The sequence below is a fragment of the Lysinibacillus sp. FSL H8-0500 genome (assembly GCF_038051955.1).
Taxonomy (GTDB): domain Bacteria; phylum Bacillota; class Bacilli; order Bacillales_A; family Planococcaceae; genus Lysinibacillus; species Lysinibacillus macroides.
In genome coordinates this window covers 88,785-111,554 of sequence record NZ_CP150292.1, presented here as the reverse complement: position 1 = coordinate 111,554, position 22,770 = coordinate 88,785, and the positions used below count along the sequence as shown (strand labels likewise).

Below are 22,770 nucleotides of genomic sequence, written 5' to 3'. Positions count from 1 at the left end.
ATTAAGATGATTTACTCAGTGAATGTTGAGCTGGTCTAAAGACAGCCCATGTCGGTACAACATGTGTCACCTCCAGCATTAATACTGTACAGTCATCTTCAATAGCATAATAATCCTGGAACGACTGCATAATGGTTGTTAGCTTATCTTGAATAGTTTTAGTGGTACTTATGACCTGCTGTGCATAAGCTAAAAACATCTCCTCCTGCTCATCCCAATCAGCTACGCTGGAAAATAAACCATCTGAATGCATTAAAATAACATCCCCTGCTTTTAGCTTTCTTTTTTCAGCCTCAACTGCTGAAATGGATAAAAACCCTACAGGCGCTGCATTACTTTCAACCTTTAAGATCTCTTTTCCACGTAAAATATAAGTGGACATTCCCCCAGCCTTCCAAGACCATAAATCGCCATGCTGTAAATCAACAAGCGCAAAGTCAAGCGTTGCATACATATCATTCTGCTGCTTTAAAGACATTACATAATGCAATGTATGCATCGCTGTTTCTGGATTCATATTGTAATTAAGGCATTCTCGCATTAAATGTATCAGCTTTCTACTTTCATGTTGTGCTTCCTTGCTCTGCCCCATACCATCTGATAGCAAGATTGCAAAGAGCCCAGGGTGTAATTGAAAGAGGGCATGTGAATCACCAGAGTATAATGTTGCTTCTTTTGACATGCTATATATATCATACTCTACTTCAAAGCTAATAGCTGATCTAAAGCATATCTGGACATGTCGAAATGGTACATCACAAGCAACAACCTTTTCAATTTCAAATGGCTCATCAAAAATCTCATAAAGAATCGGTAAAATCATCCGTTCAGCTAATGTCGTCTCTTCCTCCCAATCAACCCGCGCCGGTGCTAAAGCACAAACAATCTTTCGTGCTCCAGGCTTATTGCTCAGCACATCAAGCTGAAAGCACTCAATATGTGCTTCCTTTAAGCGTTCAATAATATCCTTTTCCACGCTCACAAAGGAAATCGCATCCTCCTTCATCTCAGCCATTAGCTGATTTAAATGATTGCTCATATCCCGAAGCTGAAGTGCGATCATTTTTTTTCCATGAAAATATTGACCATTAATGTGCTCACGGTAGAGCTCCGTATCTAGCTCCTCAAAAATTTTTGTAGACTTCACACATTTATAGCGTATTTGCTCTTCCACACGATGAAGAGTTGACTCCTTCCCCATACCTTTCATATGAAACCAATCTGTCATAAGCTTGTCCATCCCATTATTTTGTGCTCCCCAACAATGGTCATAACGAAAACAACTTAAGCAAGTATTCATCGGTGACACTTCTTTCGTTGCTTCAACGGGTGTTGTCATAAAACGATCAAAGACCAGCTCCTTCATAAATTGTACAAAATGCTGAAAATGCTCTAATTTATACGTAACATGTTCAGTTAACCAATTTTGCCTTGCAAGTAAAATCTCCTCGCGCTGTGGAAAGAGCTTGTCCCTCGCCATATCTGAATATTTCCTTGGAATGGTTAAAAAAACAACACTGCCAATAACAATGGAGGTAAAGTAAACACTATCTAGCGGCAATGTGGCATCATAAAATAAAAAAAAGACACTGGGCAAAATGCTGCCGATTGCTACGCCAAATCTACCTGCTTTAGCCCCCATACCCGCACATAATCCTGTTAAAGTCGCTACAGATAGCATTCCTGTAAACGACAGCTTTGCAACACCGATAAGGGTCCCCAAAACTGCACCGATTACCGTTGCCAATGGAACGCTTCCTACTAACGCGCCAAAGCAAATAAAAAGCTGTAATAAAAATATAGGCAACGAAAAATAACTAAATACAACTGCCTGCATTCCCGTAAGCATGGCGGCAAATACTACTAATCCAGAGCCTAACTTCTCATATGTCCAATGACTCGTAAACCACTCATAGGAGTTAACAAATAATACTTGCATAAACAACGTCATAATAAGAGCTAGAGCCGCTTCACACCCTACATAAAACTGTACAAGCACCGGCGGCAAACCCTGATACATTACGCCCTGCCATACCATTTGTACCAGCAATACAGCCAAGGAAACAGCAATACTTTGTGGCAACTGCCAGTAACGAAAGCGTCTAATACATTCATACATAAGGATTTGCAATACTAAAATAAGGACTTGTCCAAAGCCGAGGAACAAGCAGCCTATCAAACCACCAAATAACACAAATTTGGCATACTCTCGATATTTTGTTCGAATAATAGCCCAAAAAGGCACTGAGAACGGTACAGCTGCTTCAAATACAACAGACTGTGCCAAAAAAAAGGATGTTAAAAAAAAGAGAGAGCCGATGAGTATTTGTCTTTTTTTCATTCCTAATTTTGGGTTATCTACATTTGTTGTAGTATACCATTCGATACTTGCCATTTAACTATCCCCTTTCCGCACTTTTGGCTATTATAAAAAATTATGTATAGAAAGATTGTCTGACGGTGGCAGAAAAAAATATAAATTTTTCGACGAATAGCTATACATAAATACGAGAAGCGGCAGCAAATATGAATTTGTGCGACAGTGGAGAAAAACACAGCGACAGCGACATATAATTTATCTAGGCTAGAGTGTAACGAAAAGTAGCAGCAGTCTTAATAATCACTTGTCCAAGCCTAAAGTTTATAAAAATTACGACATCTCTTGCAATGAACGAGGCTAGTGATAGATTTCTACGCAAGAACAAAAAATCCGCCAAACGTTCATTACTATAACATGGGCTTATTTGTATGAAAGCATAGTAGAACGTAGTAGGAGCACTACATTTTTTCTTAATGTTAACAGTAAAAAATTCTAGGATAAAATCCCCTTGTTTTAGTGGCAAACTTTGTACAACCTCAATTTAGTTAATTTTTTTGTAAAGCTACTTGACACTAACATCAATGGCTTGTATTATTTAATTTGTTGCTTAGATAACAGGCGGAAGTAGTTCAGTGGTAGAACACCACCTTGCCAAGGTGGGGGTCGCGAGTTCGAACCTCGTCTTCCGCTCCATTTTCTATTGGCGGCCTAGCTCAGCTGGCTAGAGCGTACGGTTCATACCCGTAAGGTCGGGGGTTCGATCCCCTCGGCCGCCACCATTATTAGGCCCGTTGGTCAAGTGGTTAAGACACCGCCCTTTCACGGCGGTAACACGGGTTCGAATCCCGTACGGGTCATCCAAAAGTCCGAGACGATCATTAACATCGTTTTGGGCTTTTTTATTTATCTCTATCTACAACAGTATTTTTATGGCACTGTCTACTCCGATTTTATAAAAAAGAAGGCTTGAAAAATCCTTCTTAAGTTATTATGAGAACACTGAAAAAGTCAATTTACACTAAATCCATTAATGTAAATTGACTTTTCATATCCATTAATTTTTCCATATTTCCAATAATCTGGTTATTATTAGAAGTTATTTTTCACCATACATTTACCTTGTGAAGTACTCTACTTAACCAAACGAAGTAAATATACTAAGTTCATAGTGGGAGTTGACTTAACATAGTGTTTGATCATTTTAAAGACAGGTAGATAAAAACCGATCTATTAGAAGGCTCACTTTATACTGATCTACAACTACATACCTTTGGATTAAATAGTGAGCAATCAGCAGGGAGACACTTTAAAAACAGCAACCGTTGCCCTTTTAAAATAAATTTTCTATTTCCAAATAATTCAATACGTTTATCGCGTCATCAAACATTCATTACTGATATTCACTGTGCTCACATCAAATGTCCTTTATGATTCTAACAAATACAGGAATATAATAGGAATTATTACTATACAAAAAACTCAATATTGTACTTTTTAGTAGTAGAAAGAAAGTTTCTTTATTCTATTTTTTTAAAATACCTACAATATCATTTCATAAGGTTAAAATTCCCTCTATCAAGAAAATTTTATTTTAATGCTACATCTACTGCATATGTAGCATGAATAATTGTTGTATCAAATAAAGGAATAGCTGTATCCTGCGCATTAATGAGAAGCCCAATCTCTGTACAGCCTAAAATAATCCCCTCCACGCCCTGCTGTACAAGCTCATGGATGACCTGCAAATAGTATTCTTTAGAGGATACCTTAATTTCTCCTAAACATAACTCCTCAAAGATAATACGATTAATCTCTGTACGACTCCCTTCGATAGGAATCACAACCTCTATTTGATGCTGCTGAATTTTTTCTTTATAAAAATCTTGCTCCATCGTATACTTAGTGCCGAGCAAACCAACTTTCCTTATCTTTTGATGTTTCATTTCATAGGCTGTTGCATCCGCAATATGCAAAATTGGAATTGTAATGGCCTTCTCGATAATTGGTACTACCTTATGCATTGTATTTGTACAAATAATGATGAAATCTGCCCCTGCTGTTTCTAAATTGCTCGCAACCTTTGCAAGTAACTCACCTGCTTCATCCCACTTTCCTAATTGCTGAAACTGTTCAACCATTTCAAAATCCACACTTGCTAAAATAGATTGCGCTGAATGCAACCCACCCAACCTTCTTTTCACTTCTTCATTGATAATTCTGTAGTATTGTGCTGAAGATTCCCAGCTCATACCCCCAATCAATCCAATTGTTTTCATATGTAAATTCCTCCTTTAACAGGCTTTTCTTTAAAATATACTATAGCATTCTGATAATTAGAGAAACAGTATATATGCCTTCTTTTGTGCCGATTACCTCAAAATATGGCATACTTATATAGACAATTCATACTATCCAGGAGGTCTATTATTTGTGAATCAATTAACAAAAGCCGCTCTTATTTGTGGAAGCGGCTCGATGATTATTCTGGTTTCGATTCTTATTCGCTTGCCGTTTTTTGTGCAAATTCTACTATTGCTTAGTGGACTTGCTATAAGTGTATATGGCGTCTTTTTACTTGTAAAAATGGCCATCCACCCAACAGAAAGCACGAGGAAAACCCCTTCTCACCAAACAACTACCACACCACCTAACAAGAAGAAAAAACCTTCGTCTACTTTGTAGGTACATTCAAAACAGACAGATTTATAAGCACTATAAAAAAGAGCAAGAAATCAATAATAAACCTTGATTTCTCGCTCTTTTGTCTGATAGGGCTTTTTCTGATATAAAAGCTAAAATTAACGATCATCACAAAACAATTTCAAATCATCTTTCTTCTGGTCAAACAAGGTTAGAAAAATTGATACACTACTTCAGCGTAAACTGACTCGTTTTCGCAAAAAAAGGAACTAGCCTTTAAAGAAAGCTAATCCCTACTCTATTTCATACACTTTTTCTACGATTAAAACAGTCAGCAAACTACCCTCTTCTAGCTCCGCGACCACCACGTTTTGATTCCGTAGCACGTTTAAGTGTTGCTAGACGTTCATCACTATCTTTTAAGAAACGTGCCATTTTTTGTTCAAAATTTTCTTTTGGCTGATGGCGTTCGTTGCGATCGTTAGAACGATTATCACGACGTGGACGTGCTGGACGCTCTGGTCTCTCAGCTTGAGGCTTTGCTTTACGGATTGAAAGACCAATCTTTCCGTCCGCTTCAACATTCATCACTTTTACTTCAACTTCATCTCCAACTTTTAGATGCTCATTGATATCTTTCACATAATTATCAGCTACTTCACTAATGTGAACTAAACCTGTTTTGCCATCTGGCAGCTCAACGAATGCTCCAAAATTTGTGATTCCTGTTACTTTACCTTGTACCTTGCTGCCTACTTCAATTGACATAAAAAAAATGCTCCTCCTTAAAAATTAAGCGACCCTTTTGAGTCATGTAATCAATTTAATCAAACTTTTTATTGCAATATACTTCTCTTTTCATTATATATAACAAAAAAAGAGTGTCAACAATACATAGCCTTTCAGTCGTCTTTTTTATCCTCTTTATCTGGAATAATGAAAATAATTTCACCTTCTTCAGATAAATAATACTCTTTTCGTAAGAGCTTTGCGATATATTCATCATCTTCTAATTGTTTGATTTTAAGATTTAATAGGTCTTGTTCTTCTTTCAATTCAGCAAGATGCTGCTCTGCTTCTTTCTTTGCCTTTTCTTTTGTTGCTAATACTTCATTTTGATGTGACAACACATTTAAGAGAAGAGCGATAATAACGACTGGGATAATCGCAAAAAAGACAATACGACGCATTTTACGTTTGCGCGCTTGTTGCTTGCGATTAATAGCTTTATCCGTGTTACGGACATAGTCATTATCAAGCTTCGTGAAATTTTGTTGTTCATCATTTGATGAATGACGTTTTGTCATGCCCGCACCTCCGAAAATTATTGTTGTTTTTTATTATACTTCAAATATCGTAACTTTTTTAAAAAAGTGTAGGACAAATACGAATAAATTTTGACAAAAGGCCTCAAAACAAACATAACGATATGAATGAATAGTTGAAGAATATGTCGAATAACCGTAATAATCAAGTGTACGATAAACCAAAAGGGTCTCCATGTTATATTCACCAAAATCCTTGCAACGAAACGTAAAAAGGTTTGAAAAAATGATTGATATAAAAAAATTCCAGCAATTTGCGCTAGCGGGTCATAAGCCCGCCAAGCGCCATCCTTTAGCCAAAACAATAAATAGTATGTCAATCCTCCAAGTAAAATCCATGTTAGTAGTTCAAAAACCATCATCCACTTTCGAAGGCTTGACCTTTTTGGAGTCGAAAAAACAATGAGTCTCACACTATCAATAATGAAACCAACTGCTATACCGCTCAAAACCATGACGATTAATTGAAAAAATTGTTCACTAACAATCATCCAAATAATTTATGAAGGAAACCTTTCGAGAAGCCACTTTCCTCCTCGTCATACTGTAAGGTTTTTACAGTTCCTTCGAGTGTCAATAAGCCTTTGTCAACATCTAAATGAACGATATGCAGTTCCTCTCCACGGATTAACAAATGCCCCTGGGACGTCTTAATGAAAAATTCTTCCTGATCAAAGCGTTCAATTGATTTTACAGAAGTCATGTCCATTCTTTTACGATTGCGAATCGTTAAAATATGCTCTCCAGATGGAATTGTGTAACGATTACTTTCTTGATGTAGCGTCATTTTCTTCCTCCTTTAGTCGTCCTAGCTTCTGTTCACTTTATGCGGACAACCTTCAAAGAATGACAACACATCATATTTTTTTCTAGTTCTTCACAAGCTTATACTTTCACCTGAACATTGATTCCTTTAAGATTATGTATATTACTGACAATAGTGAACTAAAAAGCATGATAGAAAGAGGGTCAAACTATGTGCTAAAAAATAAATGGACACAACTGATTTTCTTATTGTTTATAACATTTATTTTAGGATGTGAAACACCCCAAAAGAATCCAACAGCCTTGTCCTATGAATCTGTTACCATCATCAGTATAAAAGATAATACAATACTTGGAGTTAATGGTGCGACAAAGGAAGATTTTAATCCCTTACAGCCAAATAAAGTAGTGCACAAATACACCAACAGCACTTCAGAAATAACAGAGGAACTAGCAGGTAAAGGTTGAGGTACGATACTAGGCAACTATCCTTATCTGGTTATGGAGTGGCCATCAAAATAGAATTCCTAGAAACTTAAATGCGGCGTTTTAATGAATTCCAGTAAAGAGGATTAATTGTTTCTCCTAGAGAAAAACAGTTAATCCTCTACCTTTTTGATGCCTAACTTTAGGAATTAGTCCTCATCATCAATAAATTCAGGTTCAATCTTTTCAATACGTTCTTCGTTTAAAATAGTAAACATTTTTGCAGCATCTTCTTTTTTCACCGTGTCACGTAATTCCTCTACACGCGCTGTGACAATTTTTTGACCAAAACGAACGGCAAGCTCATCGCCCACCTTTACTGTACTGCTAGCCTTTGCTACCTTTTTATTAATGGTAATACGCCCTTGATCTGCTACCTCTTTTGCTAAAGTGCGGCGTTTAATTAAACGTGATACTTTTAAAAATTTATCTAATCTCATCTTTTTACTCCTTTTCTAACTGCTTTGCTTCATCCCAAAAAGCATCTAATTGTTCTAATGTAAAATCAGTAAATGATTTGCCACTTGCCTTTACCTGTGCCTCTACATAGCCAAAGCGTCTTGCAAACTTTTCATTGGCATGTAGCATGGCTTCCTCAGGCGATATTTTATAGAAGCGTGCTAAATTCACTAACGTAAATAATACATCGCCAAATTCATCGAGACGTGATGCACTTGAACCTTTTTTGACCTCAGCACGAAATTCCTGCCATTCCTCTGCAAACTTCTCCCATGCCCCTTCTACATCTGGCCATTCAAAGCCTACCTTTGCAGCCAGCTTTTGATAATTATAGGACGTTTGTAGCGCAGAGGAGGCTCTATACTCATTCTTTAATAATGGTTTATCACTAGTGCCCTTTTCCTGAGCCTTGATCGCTTCCCAATTGGCAACAACGCCATCCGCATCCTCCACCGCAACATCACCAAAAACATGTGGATGACGACGAATCATTTTTTCGCTAAGAGTGGCTAAAACATCTTCAAGTGTAAAGTATCCTTGATCTTCTCCAATTTGTGCATGTAAAAATACTTGCAATAGCACATCACCAAGCTCCTCAATCATTGCATAATCATCCTCAGCATCTACAGCTGCTAAGTATTCATGTGCCTCTTCCAGCAAATATTTTTTTAAGGATTCATGCGTTTGTTTTCGATCCCAAGGACAGCCATTCGGGCCTCTTAATGTTGCAATAATTTGGCGTAATGTTGTCCAATCACGCAGTGCTGCCTCCTGTGATCTCACAGGCGGTACATAAACAGTTGTTAAATTATTAACTTCGACACTTTGATCGAGTTCATAGAGGGGTACAGTGATAATTTTCTCTTGAGCAGAGCCTGCTGCCGTTACAACTGTTACAGGGTACTCATCATCATATTTCTCCATTAAGGTTAGCTTCACCTCTGAAGCACTAAATGTATCATATACCTGTGCAATTAACAGATGCTGTCGCATATTGATATCATGCATAGAAAAGCTAGTGCCATCCAGTAATTGAAAGCCCTCAATCGGATCAATTTTTAATGCGCCAAAAATTGGGTCTAGGAAACTTTGACCACCTTCAATAACTAGCTTCACCTTTCCTGCATCCGCTGCTGCAATAAGCAATTGCACTGTTTGCTCTGCCACTAAGGGATGACCAGGCACAGCATATATACTATCTTCTATAGCTGTCGCTTCAATAAGTCTTTCTGCAATTTCCTCATAAACTGGCTGAAATGCATCATGCTTTTCATAGACCTTATCAAAGCTCTCAAATTGGACACCTTCTGCTGCTAATTCCTCCAGCACGGGATGATCCACTGTGCGAACATATAATTTTTTCGCATGTTTTAATTTTCGATAAACACCCATTTGCAGTTGATTAAAATCTCCCGCACCTAAGCCAATAATTGTTAACGTCTTCAATACTCCCACCTACTTCTTTATGTCAATTCACACAGGCATTTTAAGGAACGCGACACTATATGTTGATTGACTACCTATAAGAAAGGCATATCATTAATGTTCCGCCCCTTCTGCCGTTCGTTTATCTTTTCTAATTTAACCCATATTTACTCATTATGCTTCTTGAGGGGCGAGGAATCCTTGCTTATTTTTTTGAATTTAACCATAGTTGATAAACAGCCATTCTTCGGCCAAATGGTAATAGGTACCACTCCTTTTCTGCTAGTACCCGCTTCTTCGCTACCATCGTTAGCAGCACAAATGCCCCTAAGCATACTGCTGTAAAGCTGGCAATGATGGCTGTTACACGTGAAGAGAGGTAATAGCTTAAAAGAGCTGGTGTAAACTGTAACCATAGAAGCACAGCAATTGCCATACTTAAGGAAGCGATTCCTACTTTTTTATAAAAGCTGACCGATGCCAATTGAATGCTTGTTAAACGTTTTAAATAGATAATAAGCATACTTGCCGTTAATAATAGGCCTATATCATTTGCGATAGCTGCGCCTAATACACCAAGCCAACCAATCATCCATAGATTTAGTACAATTTTGATGATAAAGCCTAACAGCAGAAATAGAGCTGGCTTTTTTAATTTGCCATAGCCTTGTAAAATAGCTGTAAATGTAAGGATAATCGACAATGGCACAATTTGAAATACATAGATTGTTAATACTGCTGATAATGCATTTGTTTTAAACAGCATTTCATTCAAATATGGCATAATAAGCATTAAGCCTAAGGATGCAGCCCATCCAAATAAAATAGACGCTTTATATGTTAGTTGGATGAATGGAACTGCACTACGCCCCTCTTGTTTTTTCGATAAATGAGCAACAAGGGGTACAATCGCAAGTGATAATGAAGATGCGATAACAATGCCCAACTGTACCAATGGCTGACCACGATCATAAATCCCCTTTGTTTCCTTGGCCATTGTAGGAGCCATCCCATTCTCTATCAGTAACGAATAAATCGTAAATGAATCAACCAATTGATACCCAAGTAATAGGAGACCACTCATACTTACGCTTATACTCAATAAGGTAACCTCTTTAATAATTGGTAAGCTAGTCACAAGCTGTCGTTGTTGCTTAGCCTGAAATAGTCCAAAACGTCGATAAAATAAATAGATAAGCAAGAGAAAAGCAGCTACTTCACCAATAACAGTACCAGTAATAGCCATTTTCCCTGCGCTATAAAGTGAATTCGTGGTAGCCATAATAATAAAGGTCCCTGCTAAAATCACCGTTATCCTAATCATTTGTTCGAGAACTTGAGCATAGGCAATCGGCTCCATCATTCCTCTCGATTGAAAGCCGCCTTTTAAAATAGCAAGTGCTGGCATCACCCATACGACAAAGGAGCCTGTGCGTATCAGTGGTGCAAGCTGAGCATCACCCATCCATTGTGCAATTTTTTCAGCGCCACCAAATAACACTACAAAAAATAGCAATGATAACACCGTCAAATAATAAAAAACGGTACGCATAATGGCACTTCGTCTTTGTTCACGTTCTTGTGCATTACTCAGTGAATCATTATCTGCTAGCATTTTAGAAACAGCCACAGCAAAGCCACTGGATGTCCAAACAACAAAAATCGATATAACAGGATATACCTGCTGATAAATATAAAAGCCTTCATCACCAACAAGGTTTTGAAAAGGTACACGATAAATAGCACTAAGCACCTTTACAATCAGGGCAGCTATTGTTAACAAGGCCGCTCCCTTCATATAGCTTTTCATGCCGAAACGTTGCGCCATAAATTGCCCTCTTTCCTTCTTAACAATGCCAATAGTATAGCATACCGTGAATCTCTCGCCACTTAGCTACACTTAAAGCCGGAGCTTCTTGGGAACAGATTTTACTTGCGAGTGTATGTATGGTTGCTCTTCTAAACCAAGCTATCCTCGTAGTTCCTAAGGTTCAATCTTAAAAGTTTGACGTGCTTGCTAGCATCAAGTTTCCTCATTCGTATTTTTTTATACGCAAAAAAAGTTATTGTTCAGCCTTAAAGACCATCGCAATAACTTTTATATGCATTAACTATTCATTTGTTTTGCTAAGAAGTTTGCAGCAGTTTCCACTACCTTGACTTCTACATCTCCAACAAAATGCACTTTTGATAAAATAATAATGCAGCCTATTGGATCGCCATTTACGACAATCGGCGTCGCACAATACGATTTTACTTGCTCATATTGTCCTGGCACAATTTCAAGCGTTGCTTCCATTTTTTCAATCTTTGTAGAGCGCTCATCCATAAAGCCCTCTGCAAAGGATGTAATACGACGATTGATATATTCCTTCTTGCCAATCCCTGCAACGGCGATTACCTCATCACGGTCAGTGACAAATGCTGGTGTTCCTAATGTTTCGTAAAGTGTCTCCACATACTCTCTTGCAAATTCTCCTAGGTCATTAATAGGAGAGTATTTTTTTAATATGACTTCACCTTCACGGTCCGTATAAATTTCAAGCGGGTCGCCTTCACGAATACGTAGCGTCCTACGAATTTCTTTTGGAATAACTACACGCCCTAAATCATCAATACGACGAACAATTCCTGTTGCCTTCATTCTAATGCCTCGCTTTCGCTACAATGAAATTTTTATTCACCTACAGTATGGTTTTTATTGAAGCAATCTATGCAAAAAACTGAAGAAAAAGGATGTCACAGCCATCAAAATTTTGCAAAAAGCGCTAATCACCCAACACAAACGTTCATTAACGCCTTATGATAGTACCTAAAAAATAACTTTTTATATGCAAATTCGTAAATACTCTTATACAATTTTAGAAAGGAATTATTGTAATAAGAATATGGAGATTTACAATAAGGGGATATGGTAGTGAATAAATTTTTTATGTCCTCAGAGTTATCAGTGTAGTATTCTTTATGCTTACAGGCGTAGCTATGCCTTTGAATGGAATGGCATCCCTCACTGATCTACAAGTGAGTTTGCTTTATATATCTAGCAGTACAGGAATTTTATGTTTTATTGTCAACATTGTATTCGAGATTTTAGGCTTTAGAAAGATAGAGGAGAGCAGATGGCTTAAATGCCCAGGTTTGTTATTAGCTCCAATTGTCGTAATTGGTACTATATCTTTATCGGGGACAGCTTTCTAAAAATCCTGTTCATGTATGCTTTAATTTCAGATGCTTTGCTGTACAAAAGCAAGGTGACAGCACTAAAACACATACTTGTAATGGACATCAACTGCTTGCTTCTTTTTACTACTTACATAAGTCCCCTCATAATATAAGGTTAGTTTATCTTTTCAAACAGATAAACTAACCTCATTTCTCTTATTGCTTTTTAGCTTGATCAATAATCTGCATCAGTTCTTCTAAAATATCGAACGGCTGGTATTTCCCACACCTGCGCTCGTCTATTGTTACTTTTAATTGTATACCGTCCATACCAAAGCCAACTGCACGTTCAAATTTCATGGATTCCTCAATAATTTTACTACCATCCACATTTGCTGTACCTTCCTCAGATAGCAGTATTGTTATAAGTTTTTGTTTATCCTTAACAGAAACGACACCTGCACCTAGCCCCCACACCTTCATGCGGGCGATTCGTAGCAAGCGCTCTGTTTCAATTGGAAGATCGCCAAATCGATCCTCTAATTCCTCCATGATTTCTTCGTATTCCTCCACCTGATCCATTGCCTTAATGCGTTTATACATTTGGATTTTTTGATAGCCATCTGGAATATAGGCATCAGGAATATAAGCATCCACGCTTAATAAAATTTCAATTTCAGGCTTTTCTTCCTTTTTCACACCTGTTTGACGTTCAGCAATTGCCTCTTGCAGCATTTGTGAATATAAATCAAAGCCGACTGAATCAATAAAGCCATGCTGCTGCGCTCCAAGCAAATTTCCAGCTCCGCGAATCGATAAATCACGCATCGCAATCTTAAAGCCTGAGCCAAGCTCTGTAAATTCTTTAATTGCCTGTAATCGTTGCTCTGCTACATCTGTCAATACTTTATCACGTTGATACATAAAATAGGCATAGGCTACCCTATTTGAACGCCCAACACGTCCACGTAACTGATAAAGCTGTGCTAGACCCATGCGATCAGCATCATGGACAATTAATGTATTAACATTAGGAATATCAACACCTGTCTCAATAATAGTCGTCGTCACAAGTACATCGTAGTCACCCTCTAAAAAGGATAAAATAACCGATTCTAACTCCGTCTCTGTCATTTTCCCATGTGCAAAGCCTATACGAGCCTCTGGAACAAGCACTTGAATTTCCTCAACCCTTCGAGCCATATCCTCTACACGATTATAGAGATAAAACACTTGTCCGCCACGTGCCATTTCCCTTTCGATTGCCTCTCGCACTAATGCTCCACTATGCTCCATCACATAAGTTTGTACTGGAAAACGATTGGCTGGAGGTGTCTCAATAACAGATAAATCACGGACACCCACCATGGACATATGAAGTGTCCTTGGAATTGGTGTAGCCGTTAGCGTTAAGACATCGACATTTGTTTTTAACTGTTTAATTTTTTCCTTATGGGTTACGCCAAAGCGTTGTTCTTCATCAACAATCAATAAGCCAAGATCTTGGAATATCAAATCCTTCGATAAAATACGATGTGTTCCTATAACAATATCGACTTGCCCTTCTTTTAGCCCTTTTAATGTAGCTGTTTGCTCTTTTTTAGTACGGAAACGAGATAACAGTCCTACGTTAATAGCAAAGTCTTGGAAGCGCTCTCGAATTGTCTCATAATGTTGCTGAGCTAAAATTGTTGTAGGTACAAGGAAGGCAACCTGTTTACCGTCCTGGATGGCTTTAAATGCTGCGCGAATGGCAACCTCTGTTTTACCATAGCCTACATCACCACAAACTAGGCGATCCATTGGGCGCTCACGTTCCATATCTCGCTTCACTTCAACAATAGAACGTAGCTGATCCTCTGTTTCCTCATATGGAAACATGGCTTCAAAATTACGTTGATCATCGTTATCAGGCGTAAAAGCATGCCCCTTTTCTGCTTCACGCTTTGCATAAAGCTTAATTAAATCATCAGCAATATCCTGTACAGCAGAGGATACCTTTGCTTTCGCCTTTTTCCATTCTGCCCCACCTAATTTATGTAGCTTTGGCTCACGGTCCTCTGATGCCACATATTTTTGAATTAAGTCTATCTGTTCGACAGGTACATATAATTTATCGTCTGCACGATATCGAATATGCAAGTAATCCTTATGTGTACCATTGACTTCTAATGTTTCTACACCAATATACTTCCCAATCCCGTGATGAACATGGACAACATAATCACCAGGTTTAATTTCTGTATAGCTTTTAATACGTTCAGCGTTGGTCATTTTCTGCTTACGCGCTTTTTTCTTTGCCTGCTGTTTAAAAAGCTCATCCTCTGTTACAACCGTTAAACGTTGAAGGGGCAATTCAAAGCCACTCGATAGGCTTCCATCCACAATATAAATACCAGACTCTGTTGGCTTCCCTAGTGCGGCATGGATATCATATTCCCCCAGCATTTGCTGCACACGTTTCACACGCTCATTATCTCTCACAACAATTAATACTGTAAACTTACCAAGTAACCAGCGTTCAACCTCGCTTTGAAGCAGTGACATTTGCCCATGAAATTGCTGCATTGGCTTGCAGGAAAAGCTCGTTGTTTTATTAAAGGTGATGCCTGAAAATGTTCGTGAAAATAAGGAAAATGATAGCTTTTGCTGCGGAAGCATGGCGAGTATTTCCTTTAATGTGAAGGCAGGCTTCACATCATGCACCATTTTTCCTTCTTCAATTAAAGATAAAAACCATTCATCCTCCTCACGTTCCCACGCATCCATAACCTCCTGAATACGTCCAAGCTCATCAAAAAGGACAAGCCCATCCTGTGCAAAGTAATCCCCTAAATAGGCGGTTTGCTCATACAATAATGAGCCATATTTGTTGACATAGTCAGGTAAATTCCCTTGCTGTAGCAATTCAATATCATACTGAATATGCTGATAAAGCAATTCCTTTGTTTCCTGCTTTTTTACTTTCTTTAAGCTAGAGGCCAACGCTGTTTCTAAACGACCTGCCAATGCCTGTCTTTCCGATTGAGTAAGAATAACCTCTGAGGCAGGAAGAATACGAATCTTTTGCAATTTGTCAATAGAGCGCTGATCATCTGCCGAAAATGTTCGAATAGAATCTACTTCTGTATCAAATAATTCAATACGAATAGGCGCTGCAAAATAAGGTGGATAAATATCTAATATCCCTCCACGTAACGCAAATTCTCCAGGCGTTGTCACCATGGAATTACGCACATAGCCCATCTCGACTAATGTTTGTAACCATCCATCAATATTAATCTCTTCTCCTACAGCTGTTTCTAAAAAATATCGTAGCCAATGCTCTTTCGGCTGCATCACTTTGCGTAAACCCGCAACAGGGATGACATAGACAGCCTTCTCACCCCTAGCTAAACAATCCAGTGTTGCAATACGCTCAGCACGTAATTCAGGAGAGGCTACAGAAAGGTCTGCTGCAATAAATTCATCAGCCGGATAATAGTAAACATGGTCCTCTCCTAATAATCCCGCCAGCTCATCCACCATCTTCTGTGCCTGCAATAGATTAGGAGAAACAATATAGATTGGCTTTTTTACATATTCAAATAACGCATCGACCATGACAGGGCGTGCGCTTCCTGTTAAACCTGTAATAAGCTGTGATGCAGTTTGACCGCTCCGAATCTCCTGTAAAAATGATGTAATATGTTTATCCTGCGACACAAGCTGTCGTAAAATTTCCACAGTCAAAAGCTCCTTTCAGCATAAAATGTATTAATTTTTACTATTAACCTAGTACTATAAATATAGCTTTATTGGCTCTTTTATAAAATGGAAAAAGCCTTGAGCACACGCGAAGTGCGTCAAAGCATCCTTCCAATCCATTTATTGAATCCATTTATTGAGTGCGTGATAATCTGGATATTGTCTCAGCGAATCCTCACATTGCTCACAAATGCAGTGTACAGTCGTTTGTCCATGTTGATCCTTTTCAACATAATCATCTGCTTCTCCCAATTCGAAAATATGTAGCTTTCGAATTGTATCATCTGCATCAAACGGTAGTGTCCCTATTTCTACTTCACAATGCCTACATCGATAGCGAACTGACATCTCCAAATCATCCTCCTTTAAGCAACTTACTACTTAAAGTATAGACATTTATAAAAAGGATTATGCACTTTGCCAACGTATCTGCTTTGCAATATTTTAAAGCACTTAACTATTGTTTTAGCAATAAGTGCACTTTAAACCATTGAGACTTTCATGAAACTCAGTGAGCCTAGCTCCATTTATTTACTCGCATTAAAATGATTCATCACATCAAGAAATGGCTTGGAAAGAGATGCTTCAATAGCATTTACAGCATTTTTAATGGCATCCTCAATAAGGACTTGATCTTCCTTCGAAAATTTCGCCAGTACATAATCGGCTACCTTCATGCCAGCTGGTGGACGACTAATACCTACTCGAATACGATTAAATTCCTGTGTTCCTAAATGCTGAATTAAAGATTTTATGCCATTATGTCCACCTGCACTGCCTTTTTGGCGTAGGCGTAATTTTCCTGTTTCTAAATCTAAATCATCATAAATAACAATTAAATCTTCTACAGCAATATCAAAATAATCCATCAGCGGCCCAATACATTCCCCTGATAAATTCATATATGTTAAAGGCTTAACAAGTAGAACCTTTCCCTCAGGTCGATGAACAGTTGTATACATCCCCTTAAATTTTGAATTTGTTAAAGAGGTTCCCCATTTTTCTGCTAATGCATCAATCACATCAAAGCCAATATTATGTCTTGTATGTTCATAAGGTTTACCTGGATTTCCTAAACCAACAATAATTTTCATAAATACCTCTCTCTTTCCCCACTCTAATAGTCATTATTTTACCATATCACACAGCGAGAAAGCATATGGTACAGTTCCAAAAGCTTAAGCAAAAAAATAAGGCTAGTAAGAAAGACGAAACTTTCTTACTAGCCTGTCCTATTTATTGATTTTTACGCTTGTTCTTCGGCATTATCATCTGCTTCTGTCGCTTCTTCTGTAGCAGTTGGAGCTACCACTGTTGCGATGACATAATCGTCTTCACTAATAATCTCAACAGCTACACGATCACGAATATCGGTAACTGTTAGTGTGTCTCCAATTTTAAGTGCAGTCACATCAATATCAATTGCTTCAGGGATATCGGTTGGCTTTACTTTCACGGTTAGCTCTAAGTTAGGCTGCATTAAAATACCGCCCTCACTCACACCCACTGACTCACCCACTAATTTAATTGGCACAGCTGTTTCTAATGCCTCAGACATATTAATCGCTAAAAAGTCTATATGATTCACTTGTTCTTTTAATGCATTTTGTTGCATTTCTGAAATAACAGCATTTACTTTCTTTCCTTCTAGCTCCATTGTAAACACACCATTTTGTCCATTTTTTTGTATGGACTTTTTAAGTTCCTTTGCAGAAATAGAAATTGGGGTTGACTCTAATTGATAGCCGTAAATAACTGCAGGAATAGCTCCCCCTTTTCTAAGTTGGGTTAATGTCGAACGATGCCCAGTTTCGCGCTTTTTAACACTTAATACTGTACTCATACCTCTTTATTCCCCTTCCAAGAAAATTATTTACGCCTTCTTAATAATTATGGTTCTTCCGAAGGCTATTATACTATTTACCTCTTAAAAAAATAGTGTAAATACTATAACATACTTTCTATTATACCCATTTGTGAGAACTTTCACACAAAATAAGCTCATAAAAAGGCAAACCTATCGCTAAAGATAGATTTGCCTTTTATTTATCCTATTTATTATTAATCGAATAATGTACTTACAGATTTGTTTTCATACACACGAGAAATTGCATCAGCCATTAATTTAGCAACAGAAAGCTCTGTAATTTTTGGCGACTTTTTCTCTTCCGCAAGCTGGATTGTATTTGTTACGACTAATTCTTTAATAGAGGAATTTTCAATACGTTCAATGGCTGGACCCGATAGGACAGGGTGAGAACAGCACGCATAAACTTCCTTTGCACCAGCAGCGCGTAATGCATCTGCACCAATAGTAATCGTACCAGCTGTGTCAATAATATCATCAATCAAGATTGCCACTTTACCATCAACATTACCAACAATGTTCATAACTTCCGCAACATTTGGTTTTGGACGACGCTTGTCAATAATTGCAATCGGTGCTTTTAATCGTTCAGCCATTTTACGAGCACGTGTTACCCCACCATGATCTGGTGAAACAATAACGATTTCATCTCCTGGAATACCTTTAGATTTGAAGTAATCAGAAAGTAATGGTACTGCCATTAAGTGGTCGATTAAAATATCAAAGAAACCTTGAATTTGAGGTGCGTGTAAATCTAAGACGATCACACGTGTTGCTCCAGCAGTCTCAAGTAAGTTTGCCACTAATTTAGCTGTAATTGGCTCGCGTGCTTTTGCTTTACGATCTTGGCGCGCATAGCCGTAATAAGGCATAACAACGTTTACTGTACGAGCAGATGCACGTTTCACTGCATCTACCATAATTAAAAGCTCCATTAAATGTTCGTTTACTGGTGCAGAAGTAGACTGCACGATAAACACATCACAACCACGAATACTTTCTTCAATGCTAATTTGAATCTCTCCATCGCTGAAGTGCTTAACAGAAGATTTACCTAATTCAACACCCATTTCCTGCGCAATTTCTTGAGCTAATGGATTATTAGAATTAAGTGAAAATATTTTTAATTGTGAGTTTGCATAATGATATGGCATGATGGCCTCCTGTTTAATTGATAATTATTTTGATTTTAATTTGCTTACATAATTCGGTTTGTTTTCTTGTCTTGCACGAGCAATGGCAAGTGCATCTTCAGGAACTTCTTTTGTAATTGTAGAACCTGCTGCAATAAATGAACCTTTTCCAATCTTCACGGGTGCCACTAAGTTAGAATTACATCCTACAAATACATCATCTTCAATAATTGTTTTGTACTTATTTTGTCCATCATAGTTGACGGTAATGGAACCACAGCCGACATTGACATTTCTGCCTATTTCGGCATCACCTATATAGCTTAAATGCGATACTTTTGTGTCATTATCTAATTTACTTTTCTTCACTTCTACAAAGTTACCAATTTTCACATGGCTACCAATGTCTGAAAGGGGTCGAATATGTGCAAACGGTCCGATTGCTGTATCTTCCGCTATAGCGCTTTCACGCACAACAGAAGAATGAATCGTTGTACGATCCCCAATGCGACTGTCTGCAATTTGAGTATTTGGCCCAATGATGCAGTCCTCACCAATAATTGTAGAACCTTCAATCATAGAACCAGGCTGGATAACCGTATCACATCCAATAACAGCATCTGCACTAATATACGTTGATTCTGGATGGATAATTGTCACACCATTACGCATATGTTTTTCATTAATTCTTGCACGCATTAATGCCTCTGCCTGTGATAAAGCAACACGATCATTTACACCTAGCGTTTCTTCAAAATCATCTGTCACATATGCCTCTACAATTTCGCCTTGCTTCTGTAAAATTTCAATGACATCTGGTAAATAATATTCACCTTGGGCATTATCATTTTTCACAAGCTTTAATGTCTCAAATAATAATTTGTTATCAAAGCAATATGTGCCTGTGTTTATTTCTTTTACTAATTGCTGCTCAGCTGAAGCATCCTTTTGCTCAACGATTTGTTCAACCTGTCCATTGGCACCGCGTAAAATACGACCATAGCCAGTTGGATCTTCGGCAATTGCTGTTAAAATAGTAGCTTTAGCATTTTTCGCTTGGTGATGTTCGAATAAGGCCTTCATTGTTTCAGGGCGAATTAATGGTGTATCACCACATACAACTAATGTTGTGCCTTCTTCATTGTCTAAAATAGCTTCAGCTTGTTGGACAGCATGTGCTGTACCTAGCTGCTCTGCTTGTAAAACATACTCACTTTTATCGCCAAGTTGTTGTTGTACTGTTTCTGCACCATGTCCTACAACCGTTACAATGCGATTTACATCTAACGTTTGAATATGATCCACCACATGCTGTACCATTGGTTTTCCACATACCGGATGGAGCACTTTATATAATTTGGACTTCATACGTGTACCTTGACCTGCAGCCAAAATGACAGCAAAAATATTGCTCATCTGTAAGTCCTCCAATACGCTCTTTTTCTCTTATGACTATATAGCAAAATCCATCTATTTTCAAGGCATGTAGAGTTGACAAAAAGATGAACACCAAAAACTGCTACACCTTCTGCTCGAATGAGGCATTATCTCTCCTAAAATTGCTCTTTTTCTTGTTTTATTACAATAAAAAGAACTCCTCAAAATTATGAAGAGCTCTTAATAATCTTTCTTAATTTTAAATCTAATAATAACTAGTAATAAGTATTTTAATTAGAATTTATTACCTTTTTATTACACACCAATTTCCTCTAATTCTCCCTCGTTAGCCGTTTCCTCTACATCACTAGAATTATGGTATTCTTTTAAAATGATCTCTTGGATTTTGTTTCGCGTGTCAGAATTAATTGGATGTGCAATATCTCTAAATTCTCCATCTGGCGTTCGTTTGCTAGGCATTGCTACAAATAACCCAGTGTTTCCATCAATTACACGAATATCGTGAACAACAAATTCATTGTCAAGTGTAATGGAAGCAATCGCACGCATGCGACCATCCGTCTGTACCCGACGTAATCTCACATCAGTAACTTCCATTGTTTCACCACCTCTCTTCTTAGATGCCTTATGAAAATATTATATTCTCGGTCACCAAATATTTTCCTTTTTATAGTCTATCAAATTTTCTAAAAAATTTGAATACTTATTAGAATAATATTTTCCCTTATATACGCCAATTTTGACAATTGTTTGTCAACATTTCATTTATTAACGAAAAAAGCTCACTAAAGAGAATATCTAATACTCTTTAGTGAGCCTTTCCATTTATTTAACAATAGCAATAACTTCGATTTCTACTTTTACATCCTTTGGAAGACGGGCTACCTCTACTGCTGAACGAGCTGGCTTATGATCACCAAAATGACTTGCATAAACTTCATTCATGGCTACGAAGTCGTTCATGTCCTTCATAAAGACCGTTGTTTTCACAACATTATCTAAAGAAGTTCCAGCTTCCGCTAAAACTGCTTTTATATTAGCAAATACTTGATTTGTTTGTACAGTTATATCGCCTTCCACTAAGTCGCCTGTTGCTGTTAACGGAATTTGACCTGAGCTATAAAACATTCCGTTAACAATAATCCCTTGTGAATATGGTCCGATTGCTGCTGGTGCGTTTGTCGTTGCTACTACTTTCATTTGTCATGTCCCCTTTTAGAAAAATAGTTACCTTCACTTAATGCAATTGTTCGATCTTTTTCATTCACCTCATGAAGCTTTACAAGTGAATAGTAATCATCTACTAATGTTTCATCCGCATGCTCCGCCTCCACAAGCACCGCAATGCCTGCTAGCTGACAATCAAATTCCTCTAATAGATTTTTCATGCCATTCATTGTACCACCGACCTTCATAAAGTCGTCAGTAATTAACACACGTTGTCCACTTTTCATGCTTCTTTTTGATAATACCATTGTCTGAATTCTTCTGGAAGAACCAGATACATAATTAATACTAACTGTAGAGCCCTCTGTTACTTTACTATCTCTTCTGACAACCACTACAGGTACATTTAAATGTCTTGCAATGGCATGGGCAATCGATATACCTTTCGTTGCAACCGTCATAATCACATCTATTTGCTGATCTGCAAAAGCAGAGGCAAAGACCTTCCCTACACGGTTAATTAAATCTGGATTGCCCAGCAAATCTGTCATAAATAAATAGCCACCTGGTAACAATCGATCTGAATGTTCTAGCTCTGCCTTTAAATCCTGAATTACTAAACGTACTTCTGCCTCGGACATTTTCGGAATATATTTTACGCCTCCTGCTGCGCCTGGCACTGTCATCAATAACCCGATTCCCTTTTCTTCAAAGGTTTCTTTTACAATCGTTAAATCCTCACTAATGGACGATTTTGCAGATTGATATAGTTCTGAAAAATAAGTTAGCGGGATCAATTGGTGTGGATGTTCTAGTAAATAGTACGTCATATCAACTAGTCGTTCACTACGCTTCCATTTCACGCGATCCTCTCCT

21 protein-coding genes and 3 tRNA genes are annotated in these 22,770 nt (G+C 37.8%); 5 read left to right on the top strand and 19 right to left on the bottom strand.

Annotated elements, in window-relative coordinates; genetic code table 11:
* Position 1: 1 nt before the first annotated feature.
* Complete coding sequence (locus MHB44_RS00535; RefSeq protein ID WP_341301152.1) at positions 2–2,395, bottom strand: SpoIIE family protein phosphatase; 2,394 nt, start codon at positions 2,393–2,395, stop codon at positions 2–4.
* A gap of 543 nt (positions 2,396–2,938) precedes the next feature.
* On the opposite strand from MHB44_RS00535, the gene MHB44_RS00530 reads away from it, so the two are divergent.
* From MHB44_RS00530 to MHB44_RS00520, 3 genes are all read left to right on the top strand, one after another.
* Positions 2,939–3,013 (top strand) — tRNA-Gly (locus MHB44_RS00530).
* Between the two features lie 9 nt (positions 3,014–3,022).
* A tRNA-Met gene (locus MHB44_RS00525) sits at positions 3,023–3,099 on the top strand.
* Between the two features lie 6 nt (positions 3,100–3,105).
* Positions 3,106–3,177 (top strand) — tRNA-Glu (locus MHB44_RS00520).
* Between the two features lie 729 nt (positions 3,178–3,906).
* Here MHB44_RS00520 and MHB44_RS00515 read toward each other — a convergent pair.
* Positions 3,907–4,596: an aspartate/glutamate racemase family protein gene (locus MHB44_RS00515; protein WP_341301151.1), complete on the bottom strand. Its 690-nt coding sequence runs from the start codon at positions 4,594–4,596 to the stop codon at positions 3,907–3,909.
* A 154-nt stretch (positions 4,597–4,750) separates the two neighbouring features.
* Here MHB44_RS00515 and MHB44_RS00510 point away from each other — a divergent pair, with 154 nt between their 5' ends.
* Positions 4,751–5,002, top strand: coding sequence for a hypothetical protein (locus MHB44_RS00510; RefSeq protein WP_053997031.1), 252 nt, complete (start codon positions 4,751–4,753; stop codon positions 5,000–5,002).
* A gap of 297 nt (positions 5,003–5,299) precedes the next feature.
* Here MHB44_RS00510 and MHB44_RS00505 read toward each other — a convergent pair whose 3' ends face one another.
* From MHB44_RS00505 to yabP, 4 genes are all read right to left on the bottom strand, one after another.
* Positions 5,300–5,728, bottom strand: coding sequence for a S1 domain-containing RNA-binding protein (locus tag MHB44_RS00505; protein WP_004229154.1), 429 nt, complete (start codon positions 5,726–5,728; stop codon positions 5,300–5,302).
* Between the two features lie 134 nt (positions 5,729–5,862).
* The gene (locus MHB44_RS00500) at positions 5,863–6,267 is read right to left on the bottom strand and encodes a septum formation initiator family protein (protein WP_341301150.1); all 405 of its coding nucleotides are present in this window, start codon (positions 6,265–6,267) and stop codon (positions 5,863–5,865) included.
* 17 nt (positions 6,268–6,284) lie between these two features.
* Positions 6,285–6,776, bottom strand: a complete 492-nt coding sequence (gene yabQ, locus MHB44_RS00495) for a spore cortex biosynthesis protein YabQ (RefSeq protein ID WP_341301149.1) — start codon at positions 6,774–6,776, stop codon at positions 6,285–6,287.
* Positions 6,773–7,072, bottom strand: a complete 300-nt coding sequence (gene yabP, locus MHB44_RS00490; RefSeq protein WP_004229167.1) for a sporulation protein YabP — start codon at positions 7,070–7,072, stop codon at positions 6,773–6,775. The genes yabQ and yabP overlap by 4 nt, the downstream gene beginning before the upstream one ends.
* 191 nt (positions 7,073–7,263) lie before the next feature.
* On the opposite strand from yabP, the gene MHB44_RS00485 reads away from it, so the two are divergent.
* Positions 7,264–7,518 carry a hypothetical protein gene (locus MHB44_RS00485; RefSeq protein WP_341301148.1) on the top strand — a complete coding sequence of 85 codons (255 nt, stop codon included), beginning with the start codon at positions 7,264–7,266 and terminating at the stop codon, positions 7,516–7,518.
* A 167-nt stretch (positions 7,519–7,685) separates the two neighbouring features.
* On the opposite strand, the gene MHB44_RS00480 is transcribed toward MHB44_RS00485, so the two are convergent.
* From MHB44_RS00480 to purR, 13 genes are all read right to left on the bottom strand, one after another.
* A complete protein-coding gene (locus MHB44_RS00480) occupies positions 7,686–7,976 on the bottom strand; it encodes an RNA-binding S4 domain-containing protein (RefSeq protein ID WP_341301147.1) in 291 nt (96 codons plus the stop codon).
* Positions 7,977–7,980: 4 nt separating this feature from the next.
* Complete coding sequence (mazG, locus tag MHB44_RS00475) at positions 7,981–9,441, bottom strand: nucleoside triphosphate pyrophosphohydrolase (protein ID WP_341301146.1); 1,461 nt, start codon at positions 9,439–9,441, stop codon at positions 7,981–7,983.
* Between the two features lie 184 nt (positions 9,442–9,625).
* The gene (locus MHB44_RS00470) at positions 9,626–11,248 is read right to left on the bottom strand and encodes a polysaccharide biosynthesis protein (protein WP_341301145.1); all 1,623 of its coding nucleotides are present in this window, start codon (positions 11,246–11,248) and stop codon (positions 9,626–9,628) included.
* Positions 11,249–11,527: 279 nt separating this feature from the next.
* Positions 11,528–12,064 carry a stage V sporulation protein T gene (gene spoVT, locus MHB44_RS00465; RefSeq protein WP_053997038.1) on the bottom strand — a complete coding sequence of 179 codons (537 nt, stop codon included), beginning with the start codon at positions 12,062–12,064 and terminating at the stop codon, positions 11,528–11,530.
* 734 nt (positions 12,065–12,798) lie between these two features.
* The gene (mfd, locus tag MHB44_RS00460; RefSeq protein ID WP_341301144.1) at positions 12,799–16,308 is read right to left on the bottom strand and encodes a transcription-repair coupling factor; all 3,510 of its coding nucleotides are present in this window, start codon (positions 16,306–16,308) and stop codon (positions 12,799–12,801) included.
* 141 nt (positions 16,309–16,449) lie between these two features.
* Positions 16,450–16,677, bottom strand: a complete 228-nt coding sequence (locus tag MHB44_RS00455; protein WP_016993788.1) for an anti-sigma-F factor Fin — start codon at positions 16,675–16,677, stop codon at positions 16,450–16,452.
* A 179-nt stretch (positions 16,678–16,856) separates the two neighbouring features.
* Positions 16,857–17,423 (bottom strand): aminoacyl-tRNA hydrolase, encoded by a 567-nt coding sequence (gene pth, locus MHB44_RS00450; protein WP_341301143.1) that lies wholly within the window; start codon positions 17,421–17,423, stop codon positions 16,857–16,859.
* Between the two features lie 152 nt (positions 17,424–17,575).
* A complete protein-coding gene (locus tag MHB44_RS00445) occupies positions 17,576–18,172 on the bottom strand; it encodes a 50S ribosomal protein L25/general stress protein Ctc (protein WP_341301142.1) in 597 nt (198 codons plus the stop codon).
* Positions 18,173–18,390: 218 nt separating this feature from the next.
* On the bottom strand, positions 18,391–19,350 hold the full coding sequence (locus tag MHB44_RS00440) for a ribose-phosphate diphosphokinase (RefSeq protein WP_341301141.1): 960 nt from the start codon (positions 19,348–19,350) through the stop codon (positions 18,391–18,393).
* A gap of 24 nt (positions 19,351–19,374) precedes the next feature.
* A complete protein-coding gene (gene glmU / locus MHB44_RS00435; RefSeq protein WP_341301140.1) occupies positions 19,375–20,745 on the bottom strand; it encodes a bifunctional UDP-N-acetylglucosamine diphosphorylase/glucosamine-1-phosphate N-acetyltransferase GlmU in 1,371 nt (456 codons plus the stop codon).
* 276 nt (positions 20,746–21,021) lie between these two features.
* Entirely contained in the window at positions 21,022–21,324 is a 303-nt protein-coding gene (gene spoVG / locus MHB44_RS00430) for a septation regulator SpoVG (protein WP_341301139.1), read from the bottom strand.
* 228 nt (positions 21,325–21,552) lie between these two features.
* Positions 21,553–21,927 (bottom strand): RidA family protein, encoded by a 375-nt coding sequence (locus MHB44_RS00425; RefSeq protein ID WP_341301138.1) that lies wholly within the window; start codon positions 21,925–21,927, stop codon positions 21,553–21,555.
* Complete coding sequence (gene purR, locus MHB44_RS00420) at positions 21,924–22,757, bottom strand: pur operon repressor (RefSeq protein WP_004229190.1); 834 nt, start codon at positions 22,755–22,757, stop codon at positions 21,924–21,926. The genes MHB44_RS00425 and purR overlap by 4 nt, the downstream gene beginning before the upstream one ends.
* Between the last annotated feature and the right edge of the window lie 13 nt (positions 22,758–22,770).

What these genes read in the sequence shown, in the direction of transcription:
- MHB44_RS00535 (WP_341301152.1), bottom strand. Translation starts at nt 2,395, where the DNA reads ATGGCAAGTATCGAATGGTATACTACAACAAATGTAGATAACCCAAAA.
- MHB44_RS00515 (WP_341301151.1), bottom strand. Translation starts at nt 4,596, where the DNA reads ATGAAAACAATTGGATTGATTGGGGGTATGAGCTGGGAATCTTCAGCA.
- MHB44_RS00505 (WP_004229154.1), bottom strand. Translation starts at nt 5,728, where the DNA reads ATGTCAATTGAAGTAGGCAGCAAGGTACAAGGTAAAGTAACAGGAATC.
- MHB44_RS00500 (WP_341301150.1), bottom strand. Translation starts at nt 6,267, where the DNA reads ATGACAAAACGTCATTCATCAAATGATGAACAACAAAATTTCACGAAG.
- yabQ (WP_341301149.1), bottom strand. Translation starts at nt 6,776, where the DNA reads ATGATTGTTAGTGAACAATTTTTTCAATTAATCGTCATGGTTTTGAGC.
- yabP (WP_004229167.1), bottom strand. Translation starts at nt 7,072, where the DNA reads ATGACGCTACATCAAGAAAGTAATCGTTACACAATTCCATCTGGAGAG.
- MHB44_RS00480 (WP_341301147.1), bottom strand. Translation starts at nt 7,976, where the DNA reads ATGAGATTAGATAAATTTTTAAAAGTATCACGTTTAATTAAACGCCGC.
- MHB44_RS00470 (WP_341301145.1), bottom strand. Translation starts at nt 11,248, where the DNA reads ATGGCGCAACGTTTCGGCATGAAAAGCTATATGAAGGGAGCGGCCTTG.
- spoVT (WP_053997038.1), bottom strand. Translation starts at nt 12,064, where the DNA reads ATGAAGGCAACAGGAATTGTTCGTCGTATTGATGATTTAGGGCGTGTA.
- MHB44_RS00455 (WP_016993788.1), bottom strand. Translation starts at nt 16,677, where the DNA reads ATGTCAGTTCGCTATCGATGTAGGCATTGTGAAGTAGAAATAGGGACA.
- pth (WP_341301143.1), bottom strand. Translation starts at nt 17,423, where the DNA reads ATGAAAATTATTGTTGGTTTAGGAAATCCAGGTAAACCTTATGAACAT.
- MHB44_RS00445 (WP_341301142.1), bottom strand. Translation starts at nt 18,172, where the DNA reads ATGAGTACAGTATTAAGTGTTAAAAAGCGCGAAACTGGGCATCGTTCG.
- MHB44_RS00440 (WP_341301141.1), bottom strand. Translation starts at nt 19,350, where the DNA reads ATGCCATATCATTATGCAAACTCACAATTAAAAATATTTTCACTTAAT.
- glmU (WP_341301140.1), bottom strand. Translation starts at nt 20,745, where the DNA reads ATGAGCAATATTTTTGCTGTCATTTTGGCTGCAGGTCAAGGTACACGT.
- spoVG (WP_341301139.1), bottom strand. Translation starts at nt 21,324, where the DNA reads ATGGAAGTTACTGATGTGAGATTACGTCGGGTACAGACGGATGGTCGC.
- MHB44_RS00425 (WP_341301138.1), bottom strand. Translation starts at nt 21,927, where the DNA reads ATGAAAGTAGTAGCAACGACAAACGCACCAGCAGCAATCGGACCATAT.